Raw genomic sequence first — 16,540 nt, 5'->3', positions numbered from 1 at the left:
TGCGGCGCCTGCGGGCGCCGCTTTGTTTTGGGGATCGGGATGCTTAGCTATCAACACGCCTATCACGCGGGCAATTTGGCCGACGTGCAAAAACACGCGCTACTGGCGTGGGTTCTGGATTACATGACCCGCAAGGACAAACCGATCACCTATGTGGAAACCCACGCAGGGCGCGGTTTGTACGATCTGGAATCTTTTGAATCCCTGAAAACGGGTGAAGCCGCCGCAGGGATTTCGGTTGCTGAAAACGCCAAATGGTTTGCCCCCGATCACCCCTATGCCCGCGTTCTGAAAACCGTTCGCGCGGAACACGGCAAAAACGCCTACCCTGGATCGCCTTTGGTCGCCGCAAACGCGCTGCGCGATATGGACAATCTGTTGCTGGCCGAACTGCACCCGCAGGAATTTGCCGCGCTGGATCAGGTCATGGCGGGCCGCGCTGTCCGTGTGAAACGCAACGGCGTTGATTACGCGCGTTCCGTCCTGCCACCCGAACCGCGCCGAGGTGTTTTGCTGGTAGATCCCCCGTATGAGGTAAAGGACGACTACAAAACGATGGCGGATCTGTTCATTCAGGTGAACCGCAAATGGAACGTGGGCGTTTTGATGCTGTGGTATCCGATCCTGCGGGATGGCACCCACAAACCGATGATGTCGAAACTATCCGGCGCATTTCCTGATGCCATCCGGCACGAGGTGACATTCCCCCCTGCCCGCAAAGAACACCGTATGATCGGGTCGGGCATGTTCATCGTCAATCCGCCCTATGGCCTGCAATCCGAGGCGGATCGCCTGTCGCGCCTGTTTCGCACTTTGGCGTGAACGGGTCTTTTCCAACGGCAGATCGCAGCCTATACCATTCTTATGTTTGCTGATTTTCTGCGGCGCCTGACCGCCCCGACCAAAGATGTTCTGGATGAAACTGATGCGCGCCGCGCAATTGGGGCATTATTGGTTCGGATCGCGAAATCAGACGGGCATTACGCACCAGAAGAGATCGCACGCATCGACCGCATTTTGGCCAACCGTTTCGACCTGAACGTGGTCGAAGCCGCCAAACTGCGCGCAGAATGCGAAGGCATCGAAGCCGAAGCCCCAGACACCGTCCGTTTCACCCGCGCGATCAAAGATGCCGTTTCGCTGGACGACCGCGAAGCTATTGTTCGCGCCATGTGGCAGGTTGTTATGACCGACGGCCATCGCGACCAAAACGAAGACGCGTTGATGCGCATGGTCGCCCCATTGCTGGGTCTGACGGATCAGGACAGCAACCGTATCAGGATCGAACTTTCTCAATCCTAAGCTGCATGATATCGCTCCGCTCGCTTAATATTTGAACAAATCGTCAAATTTTTTGATCATTTTCCCCGCCAACCCGTTGCATCGGGCGGCGATTTTAGGCCTATTACCTGACTAAACAGACTGGGCCTAACTGACGTGTCAAACACTCCTGTTATCGAAATCCGCGACCTTCACAAAGCTTATGGGCAGTTGGAGGTTCTGAAAGGTGTCAGTATCTCTGCCGAAAAAGGTCAGGTGATTTCGCTGATCGGGTCGTCAGGATCGGGTAAATCCACGCTGCTGCGCTGTGCCAACCTGTTAGAGGACAGCCAGAAAGGCGACATTCTGTTTTCTGGTGAACCCGTTGAATGGAAAGGCAGCGGTCTGAACCGCCGTCCTGCGAACCAGAAACAACTACTGCGCATCCGCACGAACCTGTCGATGGTGTTTCAGCAGTTCAATCTGTGGTCCCACATGACCATTTTGGAAAACGTGATGGAGGCCCCGATCACCGTTCTGGGCCGCGATAAATCCGAAACCGAAGCCAAAGCTCGCGAATATCTGGCTAAGGTCGGCATCGGCGACAAATGCGATGTCTATCCGGCGCAAATGTCCGGCGGCCAACAGCAACGCGCCGCAATTGCCCGCGCCCTGTGCATGGAGCCTGAGGCCCTGTTGTTCGACGAACCCACATCCGCGCTGGACCCAGAATTAGAACAAGAAGTTGTAAAGGTTATCAAAGGCCTAGCCGCCGAAGGCCGCACAATGATGATCGTGACCCATGACATGCGCATGGCGCGCGATATATCCGATCATGTCGTATTTCTGCATCAGGGCCTGATCGAAGAACAAGGATCGCCCGATCAGGTATTCGGCGCACCCAAGTCCGAACGTTTGCAGCAATTCCTGTCGCACTCTGTTCACTAGCGGTTCGTGAAATCGATTGACCAACAGGTCAATTTTGTCACGATACGCTCACAAACCCCAAGCCTGAACCAATCAGGCGATTCTATGACCCTAGCGGGGTCACCAATTTCGGGAGAAAACGATGAAAAAACTAATTCTAGGCACCGCGATCACCGCGCTGACCGCCGGCGCTGCGCTGGCCGAAGGCCATTCCGTTGTCCGTCTGGGCACAGAAGGCGCTTACCCTCCGTACAACTTTATCAACGACGCTGGCGAAGTTGACGGTTTCGAACGCGCACTGGGCGACGAGCTGTGCGCACGCGCTGAACTGACCTGTGAATGGGTCACCAACGACTGGGATTCGATCATCCCTAACCTGGTTTCGGGCAACTATGACGCGATCATCGCGGGCATGTCGATCACCGACGAACGCCTAGAAGTGATCGATTTCACCGAAAACTACACCCAGCCTGATCCATCTGCCTATCTGGCACTGGCGGACGCTGACGTTGATCTGTCGTCCGCTGTGATCGCAGCACAGGCAGCGACCATTCAGGCGTCCTATGCCGCTGGCGAAGGCATGACTGTTCTGGAATTCGCAACACCAGAAGAATCCGTAGCCGCCGTTCGCGCAGGCGAAGCAGACGCAGTTCTGGCTGACCGCGCATATCTGGCCCCACTCGCCGAAGCAGAGGCCGATCTGGCATTCACCGGCGAAAACGTTCTGATCGGTGGCGGCGTTGGCATGGGTATCCGTCAGTCGGACACCGAACTGCGCGACAAATTCACCGCTGCGATCCAGTCGATGAAAGCCGACGGTTCGCTGAACGCACTGATCGAAGAATGGGAAATCGGCGAACTGTTCTAACCGCCGGTTAACTGACCAAAACGAACGGGGCGGATCATTCCGCCCCGTTTCGCACAAGACCCGATGGGGGCGACCATTTTTAGCTATTGTTCCGATCCCAGCACAATCGAAGGCCTCAAATGGCTGTCGTGCTATCTGACCACAGGCAAACACATCAGCATGTATTGGTCCTTTGGCACCGTGCTATTGCTGCTGGCCATCACCGCGCCCACCGCTTTGGCATTCGGGTTTGCTGGAGCGACGGCCGCGCGGTCACGCATCGCGCCTGTATCGTGGATCGGCAAAGGCTATACCGCCATCGTCCGCGGCGTCCCTGACATCGCATTCTTCCTATTTTTTGTCATCGCATTAGACCAGCTGTTCGAATGGATCCGGCACGAGGTGAAATGCCCCGACTGGACCGACCCAATTCGTCAGGGCAATGATTTCGTCGTCTGTACTGAGGCAAAACTACCCTTGGGCAATGCTGCTGCGTGGGTTCACGATACTTATGCGTTTTTCCTTGCTGTTCTGACGTTTTCCATCGTGTTCGGTGCCTTTGCGGCCAACGTGCTGACCGGCGCAATGCGCGCCGTCCCGCGTGCGCAGATCGAAACGGGCGAAGCCTATGGCATGACCGAACGCCAAACGTTCTGGCGTATCATGGTGCCGCAAATGTGGGTCTATGCCCTGCCCGGTCTGTCGAACCTATGGATGGTCCTGATCAAAGCGACCCCTTTGTTGTTCCTACTGGGGATCGAGGACATCGTTTACTGGGCCCGTGATCTGGGCGCGACCAAGACGCCGAAATTCACCGACTATCCGCACGGCGATTGGCGCATGTGGTATTTCCTCGCTCTGCTGGTGTTTTACCTGTGCTTTACCAAACTGTCTGAAATCGTTCTGGACCGTATCAACCGCCGCCTGACTTTGGGTCAGGCCACCGCCGCTGGCGAAGCCCAAAGAAAGGCAGCCGCATGACCTGTTGGGACGTTATTTCTGATTACGGCCTGCGCAGCTTGGGCTTTGGTGAACGGTTGTTGCCACGTGATGATTTCACGATCTGCAAACAGGTCGTTCTGATCGGTTCGGGCATGATCTGGAACGTGTATTTCGGCACGGTTGCACTGCTGGCGGGTTTCTTTTTGGCGGTGGGTACGGCCGTTGCCAAAGCGTCTGCAAACCCGTTAATCCGCAAACCCGCGGAATGGTTCATTTTCGTGTTCCGCGGATCGCCGTTGTTCATCCAATTCTTTTTCGCTTATTTCGCCTTTGTATCGCTCAAAGGTGCGGTTCCTGCGCTGGGCGGGCTGACGGCGGCGTGGCTGGGTGCGGTGATCGTTCTGTTCCTGAACACCGCCGCCTATTCGGCAGAGATTTTCTATGGCGCGCTAATGTCGATCCCCAAGGGTGACATTGAGGCCGCCGACGCATACGGCATGACGGGATGGAAACGATTCCGCCGCATCACATTCCCGACCATGATGCGCCTTGCGTGGCCCAGCTACACGAACGAGGCTATCTTTCTGTTTCACGCAACGACGCTGGTGTTTTTCTCGGGCTTTCCGTCGCGCGGGCAGATGGGCGATGCGCTGTATTACGCGAACTATTTCGCGGACAAAACATTTAACCCCTTCGTGCCTTATCCAATCCTTGCCTGTTATTTCATCATTCTGACCCTGATTGTGATCGGAATTTTCGGTTTGGTGAACGCACGCCTAAACCGTCACCTGCCCCAGCAAAATCGCGGCAAATTACGCTTGCGTTTGAATTTGATCCGGTAGTATAAAATTTTTGATCAAATTATTTGGCCCATCCCGCATTCGCGGTCGCTACAGGCCTGGTTTCAGAAAATTTGGATCGGAATATTTTGGGCCAAGGGCATGGTTCACTCTGCGCATTCACGCGCCGCTTTGACTGCCTATGGCCTGCAAAACAGGTGATGAATGAGCAGTTGGCTGGACGAAAACACACATATCCGCAGCATCCGTGCAGGCGCGGCTGATCTAAACGGGCAACCGCGCGGCAAACGCGTACCTGTTCGTTTTGCCCGAAAAATCGAAAAAGACGGCATGCGGTTTCCTCAGTCCGCGCTGAATTTGGACATCTGGGGCGAAGACGTCGAAGACAGCCCACTGGTGTTCGAAGTCGGCGACCCCGACGGCATTCTGTATCCCACCGAACGCGGTTATGTTCCGATGCCGTGGCTGGACAGCCCATCGGCGCTGCTGCCCCTGTGGATGTTCACCGAAGACGGCGTGCCATTCGATGGCGATCCGCGTCACGCGCTGGCTCGAGTCGTCAAACGCTATGACGAAATGGGCCTGAAACCCGTCGTTGCGTTCGAGATGGAATTCTATCTGGTCGATGACAGCGGCAAAGAAATCCAACAACCAAAAAGCCCCCGTTCAGGCAAACGCCGCATGGGCGGTGAAATTCTGTCCCTGCGGGCGCTGGATGCGTTCGATAACTTTTTCAACGACCTGTATGATGCCTGTGACGCCATGGACATCGATACCGAAGCCGCGACTTCCGAGGTCGGCATCGGCCAGTTCGAAATCAACCTTTGCCATATCGAAGACGCCCTAAAGGCCGCCGATGACGCATATCTGTTCAAAATGCTGGTACGCGGCTTGGCCCGCAAACACGGCATGGCGGCGTCATTCATGGCAAAACCCTACGAAGATTACGCAGGGAACGGCCTACACGTCCATTTTTCGGTACAGGACACAGACGGCAACAACGTCTTTGCCAATGACACCTTCGAAGGAACCGACATGCTGCGCCATGCCATCGCGGGCTGCCTGCGCGGCATTCCTGATATGGCGCTTATCTTTGCGCCGCACGAAAACAGCTATGCCCGTCTGGTTCCCGAAAGCCATGCGCCAACGGGCATCTGCTGGGCCTATGAAAATCGCACCGCATCGATCCGCGTCCCTGGCGGCAGCCTAAAGGCGCGCCGCATCGAACACCGCGTTGCTGGCGGCGATGTGAACCCGTATCTGTTCCTTGCGGCCGTACTGGGGTCGGCCCTGACAGGCATCGAAGACCAATTGGTCCCCCCGCCCCCGATTTCGGGCAACGCATACGAACAGGAAATGGCGCAGATCCCCGACACGTGGGCCCAAGCTATCGACCGTTTCGAAAACAGCTTTATGACGGAACGCATTTTTCCACGTCAGTTGATCGACAATTTGGTGGCAACCAAACGCCAAGAGCTTCATTACTTGGGCGAGCTATCCGAACAGGAAAAGCTGGACCTATATCTGGATACCGTGTGACCCCATGAAAATCGGCATTTTGCAAACCGGCCACGCGCCTGACAGCATCATTCATGAAACAGGCGACTATGACGCGCTGTTCCGCCGCCTATTGGGTGGACAGGATTTCACGTTCGAAACCTACAACGTCGTCGATATGGAATTCCCCGATAGCGTGAATGACGCGGACGGCTGGCTGATCACAGGGTCGCGCCACGGCGCCTACGAAGATCATCCTTTCATCCCCCCGCTAGAGGATTTCATCCGCGCCGCCTATGCTGCGGATATTCCGCAAGTCGGCATTTGTTTCGGCCACCAGATCATTGCCCAAGCATTGGGCGGCAAGGTCGAAAAATTCAAAAACGGTTGGTCCGTGGGCCGCACCGAATATGATTTCGGCGGCGAAAAGATCGCGCTGAACGCTTGGCATCAGGATCAGGTGGTTGAAAAACCCGCCGATGCCGAAACCGTTGGTAGTTCGCCATTCTGCGAAAACGCAGCCTTGGTCTACGGCGACCGCGTTTTCACCGTTCAGCCGCACCCCGAATTCGGCCCCGATTTCATCCACGGCCTTGCGACGACTCGCGGTCCGGGCGTTGTGCCTGATGATCAGCTAAAGGTCGCCCTAGATAATTTGAACCGCCCCACCGATAACGGTGTCTTGGCCCGCCGCATTGGCGCATTTTTCAAAAAGAAAGACAGGACGGCATGACCGACTGGTTATCCAAACTCCCCGAAGCTGTGCATGAATACCTAGGCGATCATCGTCTGGACGAGGTGGAATGCATCATCTCTGACATGCCCGGCATTGCCCGCGGCAAAGCGGTGCCAGCATCGAAATTCGCGAAACAGGAATATTTCCACCTGCCCGACAGCATCTTTTACCAGACAATCACTGGCGAATGGGGCGAAGCCGCAGGGGACGACGGATTCATCGAACGCGATATGATCCTGAAACCAGATATGGAAACGGCGTCCGCCGCACCATGGACAGGTGACTGGACATTACAGGTGATCCACGACGCCTATGACCGCAAAGGCAAACCGATCGAATTTGCGCCACGCAACATCCTGAAACGCGTGGTTGAACTGTATCGCAAACAGGGCTGGGAACCCGTGGTCGCGCCAGAGATGGAATTCTATCTGGTTGCACGCAATCTGGACCCTGCCAAATCGATCGAACCGATGATGGGCCGTTCGGGCCGTCCGGCGGCGGCGCGTCAGGCCTATTCCATGACGGCGGTCGATGAATTCGGCCCTGTGATTGATGACATCTACGATTTCGCCGAAGCCCAAGGGTTTGAGATCGATGGCATCACCCAAGAAGGCGGCGCAGGCCAGTTGGAAATCAACCTTCGCCACGGCGACCCCGTGAAACTGGCGGACGAAGTGTTCTATTTCAAACGCCTGATCCGCGAAGCCGCCATTCGCCACAACTGTTTCGCGACCTTTATGGCGAAACCGATTGCGGACGAACCCGGCAGCGCGATGCACATCCACCATTCGGTGATGGATATCGAAACGGGCGAAAATATATTCTCTGGACCGCAGGGTGGGGAAACCGATGCGTTCTACCATTTTATCGGCGGTATGCAGAAATATCTGCCGCCAGCCATCGCCGTGCTTGCGCCATATGTGAACAGCTATCGCCGTTACGTGCGCGATCACGCAGCGCCGATTAACCTGAATTGGGGTCGCGACAACCGCACGACGGGCATTCGCGTGCCGCTGTCTGGTCCGCAATCACGCCGCGTCGAAAACCGTTTGGCGGGCATGGATTGCAACCCCTATCTGGGCATCGCCGCATCGCTGGCCTGTGGCTATCTGGGCCTGATGGAAGAACACCGTGCAGGCCCGTCATTCAAAGGCGACGCCTACGAGGACAGTGAAAACGATCTGCCCCGCGTTATGGGCGAGGCGTTGGAAATATTCGACGAAGCAACCGCACTGCACGAAGTGCTAGGACCAGAATTCGCCCGCGTATATTCCATCGTCAAACGGTCGGAATACGAAGAGTTCCTGCAAGTGATCTCTCCTTGGGAACGTGAACACCTGCTGCTGAACGTCTGATGCCGCTGTACCGCAACGACGCCGTCGGGGAATTTCCCAAATCGTGGTACGCGGCAACCACCGACCTACCAGGGCCCCGCGCGGCGCTGGAACAGGACACGTCCGTTGACGTTGCGATTGTTGGCGCGGGGTTCACAGGACTAAATGCTGCAATCACCCTGCGCGAACTGGGCCTGTCTGTGGCGGTGGTCGACGCACACCGCGCGGGCTGGGGCGCGTCTGGGCGTAACGGCGGTCAGGTGGGCAGCGATTTCAACAAATCTCAACTCTGGATCGAAAAACGATTGGGGCGCGAGACGGCTCAATCGTTATGGGCGCTGGCTCATGAAGCGACCGATATGGTCGCAGGTTTTTGCGCCGACCACGCCCCTGATGCGATGTTCAAAAATGGCATCGCGCATGGGGATATTTCAGCCGACGATCTGGACGACGAACGCCGGCTGATCGACCATATGGATAAACACTATCCAGACCACCGTACGACAGTTTTGGATCGGGACGCGTTCCGCGATCTAGTCAAAACAAACCTGTATCAGGGCGGCACACTGAATATGCGTGCGGGTCATGTGCATCCGCTGCGATATGTCATCGCACTCGCCTATCGGGCCGAGGCGCTGGGTGCACAGATATCCGAAACCACCCCGGTTACCGCGATTGAACATGGCGCTAAGGTCAAGCTGACCACGCCGCAATCTGTCCTGACGGCTAATCATGTAATTCTAGCAGGAAACGGTTACATACGCGGACTTGCGCGCGCGAACGATGCGCGCGTCATGCCTGTGAACAGTTTCATCGGCGCGACCGAGCCGTTGGGCGATCAAGCTGCGGTTATTCGTGATGATATCGCCGTCTGCGATTCTTCAAATGTCGTGAACTATTTTCGCATGACACATGACGGGCGTTTGCTGTTTGGGGGCCGCGCAAATTATTCACTCAAGTTCCCTGCGGATATGGGCAGTGCATTGCACAAACGCATGGGGGAAATGTTCCCGCAAATCGCCCATGTGCCGTTCAGACACGTATGGGGCGGCACCTTGGGCATTTCGGTCAACCGTTTGCCTGTTGTGCGCCGCATCGCGCCTAATGTCTTGTCAGCAGGCGGCTATTCTGGACACGGCGTTGCACTGGCGGGCCTAGCTGGCCGCGTCATGGCCGAAGCGGTCGCAGGACAAGCAAGCCGGTTCGAAACCCTATCGTCCTTTCCCCAATGGCCGATGCCATTAGGCCCCTATGGAAAAAGCGCTATGCTGCCACTGGCAATGGCGTGGTTTTCGCTGCGGGACCGGATCGGCATTTAATTGCTAAATGGTTAACGCATTCATAGATTTGTCATACAAAATATGTTAGGCGTTTCCGAAAGCAGTTTTCGGGAAACCTAAAATGACCCTACCACCAAACGTATACGACGCTGAATCAATCCCTGCCTCGGCGATGGACGAAGTCAAACGTCTGTTAGAGACTGGCGATTTGTTCCGCTACACAAACGAAGGGTCCCCTGCCCAGTTGTTGGAACAAGAATTCGCGGCACATATGGGCGCAAAATACGCGCTGGCTGTGTCGTCTTGTTCGGCGGCACTGTTTATTTCGCTCAAGGCGTTGGGCCTGCCGCGCGATAGCCGCGTTATGATCCCAGCGTTCACCTTTGCAGCTGTTCCATCGTCGATCGTTCACGCCGACTGCGTGCCTGTCCTGTGCGAATGCAGCGACAACTATCGCATCGACATGGATGATTTCCGCGCCAAACTCCCAGGTGTTCAGGCGGTAATCATTTCGCACATGCGCGGTCACACCAGCGACATGGACGCCATCATGGAAGCCTGTGATGAAGCTGGCATCCCAGTTGTCGAAGATGCAGCGCACAGCCTAGGCACCAAATGGCACGGCAAAAAGATCGGCACATTGGGCCAGATCGGTTGCTTTAGTTTCCAAAGCTATAAGATGCTGAATTCAGGCGAAGGCGGCATTTTGATCACCGATGATGACGACCTGATCGCCCGTGCTGTGATCATGTCCGGCGCCTATGAACACATGTGGAAGAAAAACATGGGTTTGCAGGCAGCATTCGAACGCTGGCAAAACAAACTGCCTCTGTACAACGTGCGTCTGAACAATCTATCCGCTGCGTTGATCCGTGCGCAGATCCCCGAAATTGAACGCCGCATCACCGATGGTCGCCGCAACCATGATCACGTTGCCGATCAATTGAACCAATCCAACTGGATCCAAGTCCCTGAAAAGCTGGCTCCAGAAGAACGCGCACCAGACTCGATCCAGTTCAATCTGGTTGGGATGGGCGACAATTCTGTCAAAGCATTCGTAGACGCCGCCGCAAAACGCGGGATCAAGGTTCAGGTCTTTGGCCGTAGCCAAGACAATGCACGCGCCTATTGGAACTGGCAATTTATCGGCGATGTTCCTGAATTGCCGCAGACACGCGAAATGCTCATGAACGCCTGTGATGTACGTTTGCCGGCGCGCCTAACGTTAGAAGAATGCGACATCGTTGCGGGCGCCCTAACCGCTGCCGCAGCCGAAGTTATGGAAAATTCGGCAGGTGTTGCTGCCGAATAAATTACGCAGATTCTGAATTTGTAACGCCGCCTATTGGGCGGCGTTATTTATTTAGAACGGACAACTGCTCTTGCAGACATGGCAATAGATCAGCGACGGGTTGTTCGATAGATGCGCGCAATAGCCCGCGCAAATGGATCGCGATCTCTGCTGGTTTTTCCCCCAATGCACCACGCCGCGCGCACAGCGAAATGCGCCGCGTTAATGGAGCGAAAGGCAGCGGGAAAACATCTACCGCATCGCGGAAACGCTGCGCACGCAGCCATCCCAATGGCGTCAGGATCGTCCATCCAGCCCCGTTCGCGACCATCGCCATAATCGCGTGATAACTATCCAGTTCAAACCGATGAGACAGCGTGAAATCTTCGCGTGCCAGATGGGTCGCGATGACCTGCCCCATGTGGTGGCGCGTTGTGTACTGGATCATCGGAATTTTCCGCAAATCCGATTTGATCGTGGACGGATCAATCATGCCTTTCGGCGCTGCGATAATGAACGGTTCTTCCATCAGTGGGAAATGTTCGATCCCTTCGGCTGGCGGCCCCACATCTGCTGCAACGATCACGTCTAACGCGCGTGCCTCTAACAAGTCGTGCAAACGATGGGATGCGCCAGTTTCCAGCAAGAACTGGCAGGATTTCAGCATATCCCCCATTCCAGCCAACAATCGCGGCGTGACGTCTGTTTCGAAATCTTCGATCATGCCCAGCCGCAAACGTGTTAGCCCCATATCGGCGGTCGCCAATTCCAATCGGGCCTGATCGGCTTCGTTCAAAATGGCATAGGCACGGCGCAGAAACATTTCGCCAGCCGCGGTTTTTGTAATTGGGCGTTCGCTGCGGTTCAGCAGCGTCGCGCCAATATTCGTTTCCAGATTGGTCAGTTGCTGACTAACAGTCGCAGCCGACGCGCCCAATCGCCGCGCTGCCGCAGAGATTGATGCCTCTTCTGCGGTCGCTACAAAAACCTCGACACCCCATAACGTGATACGTCCAGCCGTCGCCGCCATACCTGATCGTCCTTTCACAGGTGTAGACACGTAAAAAGCGGGCAATGCCCGCCCATTTTCGTAAAATCGGGCCGCGACAAACCGCGACCCAAATCAATTATTTGGTCATCGCAGACAGTTTAGCCTGTAGATCGGCCAGCTGTTTTTTGATCGTGTCCAGATCATCGCCTTTGGCATCTTCGGCCATTTCAGGCGTTGGACCGGAACTGCCCATCAAACCGCCTGTCATCGCTTTTAGGAATGCTGCTTGCTGCGCCTGAATTGCTTCTAGACCCGGCATAGATGCGACGGGCGACGCTTTGGCCATATTTTCCATCATTTGGGTCTGGCTTTGACGTAGCATTTCAAAAGATGCGGCCAGTACCTGAGGCACAACCGAAGACGCTTGAGTCGTGTAGCTGCGCACCAGATCAGTCAAAACGTCGACCGGCAGAACGCTTTCGCCGCGGCTTTCATGTTCTGCAATGATTTGCAGTAGATATTGGCGTGTCAGATCATCGCCCGACTTCAGGTCCACGATCTGGACCTCGCGGCCTTCGCGAATGAACACGGCGATATCTTCTAAAGTGACATAGTCACTGGTTTCAGTGTTGTACAACCGACGGCTTGCATACCGTTTGATGAGTAATGGTTTATTTGCTTCGGCCACGTAATCCTCCCAGAACGAGTGCGGCAATGCAGAAAGCCTAAGACGGGTTGCAGCAAAAAGAAAGAGCGAGCTGCACTAGGCAGCCCGCTCATTTTTCCGACCAGAGGGAGGAGGAAGGTCGGTAAGGGTCGATTACTTCGATGCGGTTGCTTTTTTCGCGGTCGCAGTCGCAGTTTCGGTTGCTTTCTTAGCAGCGGCGGTCATGTCTTCGCCCGCAGCTTTGCCAGCAGCCATCATCAGTTCGATGGATTCGGTCTGAACTTTTTTCGCGATCTCAGCGAAAGCAGCCATATGCTCTGCAGCGGTTTCAGCCGATGCGGTTGCGAAATCGGTGATCGATTTTGCGTAATCAGCTGGTTCGGATTTGGCTTTGGACATCTCGGTCAGTTTAGCCAGAGTGTCTTGGGTCCATTTCGCCGACAGATCGGTCGATTTTTTTGCGGCATCAATTGCCACAGCCGACATTTTCTCTGCCAGATCAGTCTGAGTTTTGTAAGCGTCTTCCATGGATTTGGTGTCTACAGGGAAGGAACCCATCATGTCCTTGAACACAGCGGTGAAGTCGGTAGCGGTAGCCATAGTCTTAACCTTTCAACAGTACGCGACCACCTTGGCCGCTTTTAAATCTGATACATAAACTATGGATGCTGCACCGCAGCATTTCAAGCTTTTTCTGCGGTGCAGCATATGAATTTTTTGCGACGCAGCAAAATCAGGGACTTAGCCGAAAGTCGTAAGTCGACTTTCTTATAGCGAAATCCGCTGCACATAGGTTCCCGGTGCTGAGCATAGCGATGGATGGGACGAATCGCCCGGTTTTCTTGCCTCGACCATCTCTCCAGATCGTGCCGACAGCCATTTTGCCCAACGGGGCCACCACGACCCTTCGTGTTTGTCGGCGCTGTCTTTCCAGTCTTCGGGGTCCAATCCTAGGTCGGGATTGGTCCAATGCCCGTACTTCTTTTTAGATGGTGGATTGACGATGCCCGCGATATGCCCGCTTTCCGACAGGATAAAGGTTTTGTCCTTGGATCCCATTTTCTGGACACCCTGGAATGACGATTTCCATGCTGCAATGTGATCCGTTTCACAGGCAATCGCGCAGACTGGCACTTTCACATTGGCAACCGAATGGGTCATGCCGTCCAATTCAAAAACGCCTTGGGCGAATTCGTCTTTCTGACACAGGTGCCGCAGATACTGCACCGCCATTTTGGCTGGCAGGTTGGTTCCATCCCCGTTCCAATACAGTAGATCAAACGCGGGTGGCGTTTCGCCCATCATGTAGCTTTTGATCGCTGGCTGGTAGATCAGGTCGCGCGACCGCAAATAGCTAAACGTGCGCGCCATATAAAACGATTCCAGAATGCCGGTGCGGTTACATTCCTCTTCGATGCCATCAACGAAGTCATCGGTCAGGAACACACGGAATTCACCTTGATCGGAAAAATCAGTCAGCGTGGTAAAGAAGGTTGCCGAATTTACCGAACTATCGCCCTCTTGTTCCATCTGCGACAGGGTCACAGACAATGTCGTACCCGCAATACAATAGCCAACCGCATTCACCGTTTCGGTGCCGCAAATCGCTTTTACTTCGTTAATCGCGGTGCGGTACCCTTTGGCGATATAGTCTTCTAGCCCCGTATCAGCCATCGATGCATCTGGATTGACCCACGACACAACGAACAAAGTGAACCCCTGATCCACGATGTATTTCACCAGACTGTTCTGTTCTTTCAGATCAAGAATGTAGAATTTGTTGATCCATGGCGGAAACAGAACCAATGGCGTCTTATGCACCTGATCTGTGGTCGGGGCATATTGGATCAGTTCGAACAGTTCATTGCGGAATACAACGTCACCTTTGGTGGTAGCGATATTATTTCCTAACTGAAACGCGGTTCCGTCTGCCAGTGATACGACCAATTCGCCGTCGTGCGCCTCTAGATCGCGTACAAGGTTTTCCAAACCATCAACCAGACTTTGGCCTTCGGTTTCGATTGCGCGCTGTAATGCATCCGGGTTTGTTGGAAGGAAATTCGTGGGGCACATCATGTCCACGATCTGACCGCTGAAATACCGCAGGCGGCCACGCTCCAGCTCGCTCAACCCTTCTAAATCGTCAACGCCTTTCATGATCGCTTCCGCGTTCATCATGTACTGTTGTTTGACGAAGTTGAAATAAGGATTCGTTTTCCACAAAGGATTCGCAAACCGGCGATCATCGCCTGTTTCATCTTTGGGCACCTGAAACGTGCCTTTTGCCAGTCCTTCTTGGGCTTCGGTAAAGTGTTTTAGGGTTTTGCCCCAATATTCAATCTGTTGTTCAAAAATCTTGGACGGGTGGTTCAACCATTCGGCCCACATGGCGGTCGCGGCCTTCATGTATAAATCCGAACCTGGCCCCTGTAGGGCCTGAGGAACCTGTTTTTTATGGGAAAAAGCGGCCAAAATCCGCTGAGTAAGTTCCTCTATTCGGGCCATGTTCGCTTCGAATTTCGCCAATTCCGCCTTACCTGCGTCATTTACGACTAATTCTTCAGTTGTCATATTCTCGCCCTCCCCGTAACCTTTGCACATGCAGCATCGGTTTATTCACTTAAAATATGCCGGTGCCTCGCTATCCAGCTGTCCGCGAACAGGAGACGCCAAATGAAGTATATGTACACATATGACGTTATGGAAAGCGTTCGTAACACTAATCAGTGGCTCGGCGCGTCTGCGCGCGCATTTGCCGCTTACCCTGCGATGGCTGCAACCGCTAACCCATTGGTACAATGGATCGGCGCGTGGGGCGAAGTGACCGAACGGACTTTCGCGCGTATGGTGGCAAAGCCCGACTGGGGCATTCCGTCCATTGCCATGGAAGATGGCAAAGACCACATCGTGCGCATCGAAACCGAAATTTCGCGCCCGTTCGGTGATCTGATTCATTTTTCGGTCGTAGGCCGCAAACCAATGAAACGCCGCGTTTTATTGGTTGCGCCAATGTCTGGCCACTACGCCACGTTGCTGCGCAAAACCGTCATCAGCCTTTTGCCTGATTGCGAAGTTTACATCACCGATTGGCACAACGCCCGCGACATCCCAGTCAGCGCAGGTAAATTCGACGTCGAAGATTACACATTGTATCTGGTCGATTTCATGAAACATCTGGGCAGCGACCTGAACGTGATCGCTATCTGTCAGCCGGCACCGCTGACCTTGGCCGCGACAGCCTATCTGGCCGAAGAAGAGCCAGATGCGCAGCCCAAAACGCTAACGCTGATCGGCGGCCCAATCGACCCCGAAGCTAACCACACCGAAGTTACTGATTTCGGCCGTTCGGTGACGATGGGTCAGCTGGAACAGACCATGATCCAGCGCGTCGGTTACAAATATAGCGGTGTTGGTCGTCTGGTTTATCCGGGTCTGCTGCAATTGGCGTCATTCATTTCGATGAACGCTGAAACACACGCTACCGCGTTCCAAGATCAAATTTTCCGCGCCGCCAAAGGCGAAGCGTCGGATCATGACAAGCACAACATCTTTTATGATGAATACCTTGCTGTGATGGATATGACGGCAGAGTTTTACCTGTCGACGGTCGAACGCGTGTTCAAGAACCGCGAAATCGCCCAGAATATATTCGTCGTGGATGGCAAAAAGGTCGACATCAGCAAAATCACCACCGTGGCGGTGAAAACGGTCGAAGGCGAAAAAGACGATATTTCGGCCCCAGGCCAATGCAAAGCCGCGCTGGATCTGCTGACCAGCCTGCCAGACAGCAAAAAAGCGTTCCACGTCGAACCGAACGCTGGACACTATGGTATTTTTGCAGGCCGCAGCTGGCGCGATAATATCCGTCCGCTGGTACTGGATTTCATCGACGATAACGCGACCGATGAAAAACCTGCGCCCAAAACCACACCAATGAAACCAAAGGTCGTGGCGGTTAAATAACCGCC

General features: G+C 54.6%; 16 protein-coding genes. 12 read left to right on the top strand and 4 right to left on the bottom strand.

From position 1 onward, the window contains the following. Positions 1-39 precede the first annotated feature (39 nt). The 11 genes from rlmJ (at position 40) to BVC71_RS11330 (ending at position 10,935) form a co-directional block, all read left to right on the top strand. Positions 40-822, top strand: coding sequence for a 23S rRNA (adenine(2030)-N(6))-methyltransferase RlmJ (gene rlmJ, locus BVC71_RS11380; protein ID WP_086451766.1), 783 nt, complete (start codon positions 40-42; stop codon positions 820-822). A gap of 42 nt (positions 823-864) precedes the next feature. Continuing rightward, on the top strand, positions 865-1,302 hold the full coding sequence (locus BVC71_RS11375) for a tellurite resistance TerB family protein (RefSeq protein WP_086451765.1): 438 nt from the start codon (positions 865-867) through the stop codon (positions 1,300-1,302). Between the two features lie 135 nt (positions 1,303-1,437). Beyond that, positions 1,438-2,208, top strand: a complete 771-nt coding sequence (locus BVC71_RS11370; RefSeq protein ID WP_086451764.1) for an ABC transporter ATP-binding protein — start codon at positions 1,438-1,440, stop codon at positions 2,206-2,208. 121 nt (positions 2,209-2,329) lie between these two features. Then, positions 2,330-3,055 carry a transporter substrate-binding domain-containing protein gene (locus tag BVC71_RS11365; protein ID WP_086451763.1) on the top strand — a complete coding sequence of 242 codons (726 nt, stop codon included), beginning with the start codon at positions 2,330-2,332 and terminating at the stop codon, positions 3,053-3,055. Positions 3,056-3,130: 75 nt separating this feature from the next. After that, the gene (locus BVC71_RS11360) at positions 3,131-4,015 is read left to right on the top strand and encodes an ABC transporter permease (protein ID WP_086451853.1); all 885 of its coding nucleotides are present in this window, start codon (positions 3,131-3,133) and stop codon (positions 4,013-4,015) included. Further along, the gene (locus BVC71_RS11355; protein WP_086451762.1) at positions 4,012-4,818 is read left to right on the top strand and encodes an ABC transporter permease; all 807 of its coding nucleotides are present in this window, start codon (positions 4,012-4,014) and stop codon (positions 4,816-4,818) included. Before BVC71_RS11360 ends, BVC71_RS11355 begins: the two co-directional genes overlap by 4 nt. Positions 4,819-4,980: 162 nt before the next feature. Beyond that, positions 4,981-6,315, top strand: a complete 1,335-nt coding sequence (locus BVC71_RS11350; RefSeq protein WP_086451761.1) for a glutamine synthetase family protein — start codon at positions 4,981-4,983, stop codon at positions 6,313-6,315. 4 nt (positions 6,316-6,319) lie between these two features. Continuing rightward, positions 6,320-7,006 carry a type 1 glutamine amidotransferase gene (locus tag BVC71_RS11345; protein ID WP_086451760.1) on the top strand — a complete coding sequence of 229 codons (687 nt, stop codon included), beginning with the start codon at positions 6,320-6,322 and terminating at the stop codon, positions 7,004-7,006. Further along, the gene (locus BVC71_RS11340) at positions 7,003-8,364 is read left to right on the top strand and encodes a glutamine synthetase family protein (RefSeq protein ID WP_086451759.1); all 1,362 of its coding nucleotides are present in this window, start codon (positions 7,003-7,005) and stop codon (positions 8,362-8,364) included. The genes BVC71_RS11345 and BVC71_RS11340 overlap by 4 nt, the downstream gene beginning before the upstream one ends. After that, positions 8,364-9,662 (top strand): NAD(P)/FAD-dependent oxidoreductase, encoded by a 1,299-nt coding sequence (locus BVC71_RS11335; protein WP_338036481.1) that lies wholly within the window; start codon positions 8,364-8,366, stop codon positions 9,660-9,662. The genes BVC71_RS11340 and BVC71_RS11335 overlap by 1 nt, the downstream gene beginning before the upstream one ends. A gap of 82 nt (positions 9,663-9,744) precedes the next feature. After that, positions 9,745-10,935 carry a DegT/DnrJ/EryC1/StrS family aminotransferase gene (locus BVC71_RS11330; protein WP_086451757.1) on the top strand — a complete coding sequence of 397 codons (1,191 nt, stop codon included), beginning with the start codon at positions 9,745-9,747 and terminating at the stop codon, positions 10,933-10,935. A 43-nt stretch (positions 10,936-10,978) separates the two neighbouring features. Here the strand turns inward: BVC71_RS11330 and BVC71_RS11325 are convergent, their stop codons facing one another. From BVC71_RS11325 to BVC71_RS11310, 4 genes are all read right to left on the bottom strand, one after another. After that, on the bottom strand, positions 10,979-11,944 hold the full coding sequence (locus BVC71_RS11325) for a LysR family transcriptional regulator (protein WP_086451756.1): 966 nt from the start codon (positions 11,942-11,944) through the stop codon (positions 10,979-10,981). Positions 11,945-12,041: 97 nt separating this feature from the next. Beyond that, positions 12,042-12,593: a polyhydroxyalkanoate synthesis repressor PhaR gene (gene phaR, locus BVC71_RS11320; protein ID WP_086451755.1), complete on the bottom strand. Its 552-nt coding sequence runs from the start codon at positions 12,591-12,593 to the stop codon at positions 12,042-12,044. A gap of 132 nt (positions 12,594-12,725) precedes the next feature. Then, on the bottom strand, positions 12,726-13,172 hold the full coding sequence (locus BVC71_RS11315; RefSeq protein WP_086451754.1) for a phasin family protein: 447 nt from the start codon (positions 13,170-13,172) through the stop codon (positions 12,726-12,728). Between the two features lie 168 nt (positions 13,173-13,340). Continuing rightward, a complete protein-coding gene (locus tag BVC71_RS11310) occupies positions 13,341-15,143 on the bottom strand; it encodes a PHA/PHB synthase family protein (protein WP_086451852.1) in 1,803 nt (600 codons plus the stop codon). 102 nt (positions 15,144-15,245) lie between these two features. On the opposite strand from BVC71_RS11310, the gene phaZ reads away from it, so the two are divergent. Further along, a complete protein-coding gene (phaZ, locus tag BVC71_RS11305; RefSeq protein ID WP_086451753.1) occupies positions 15,246-16,535 on the top strand; it encodes a polyhydroxyalkanoate depolymerase in 1,290 nt (429 codons plus the stop codon). Positions 16,536-16,540 lie beyond the last annotated feature (5 nt).

It is taken from the genome of Marivivens niveibacter, from assembly GCF_002150005.2.
GTDB lineage: Bacteria > Pseudomonadota > Alphaproteobacteria > Rhodobacterales > Rhodobacteraceae > Marivivens > Marivivens niveibacter.
Note: the sequence above shows the minus strand (reverse complement) of the source record. Positions and strands in the feature narration are given on the sequence as shown.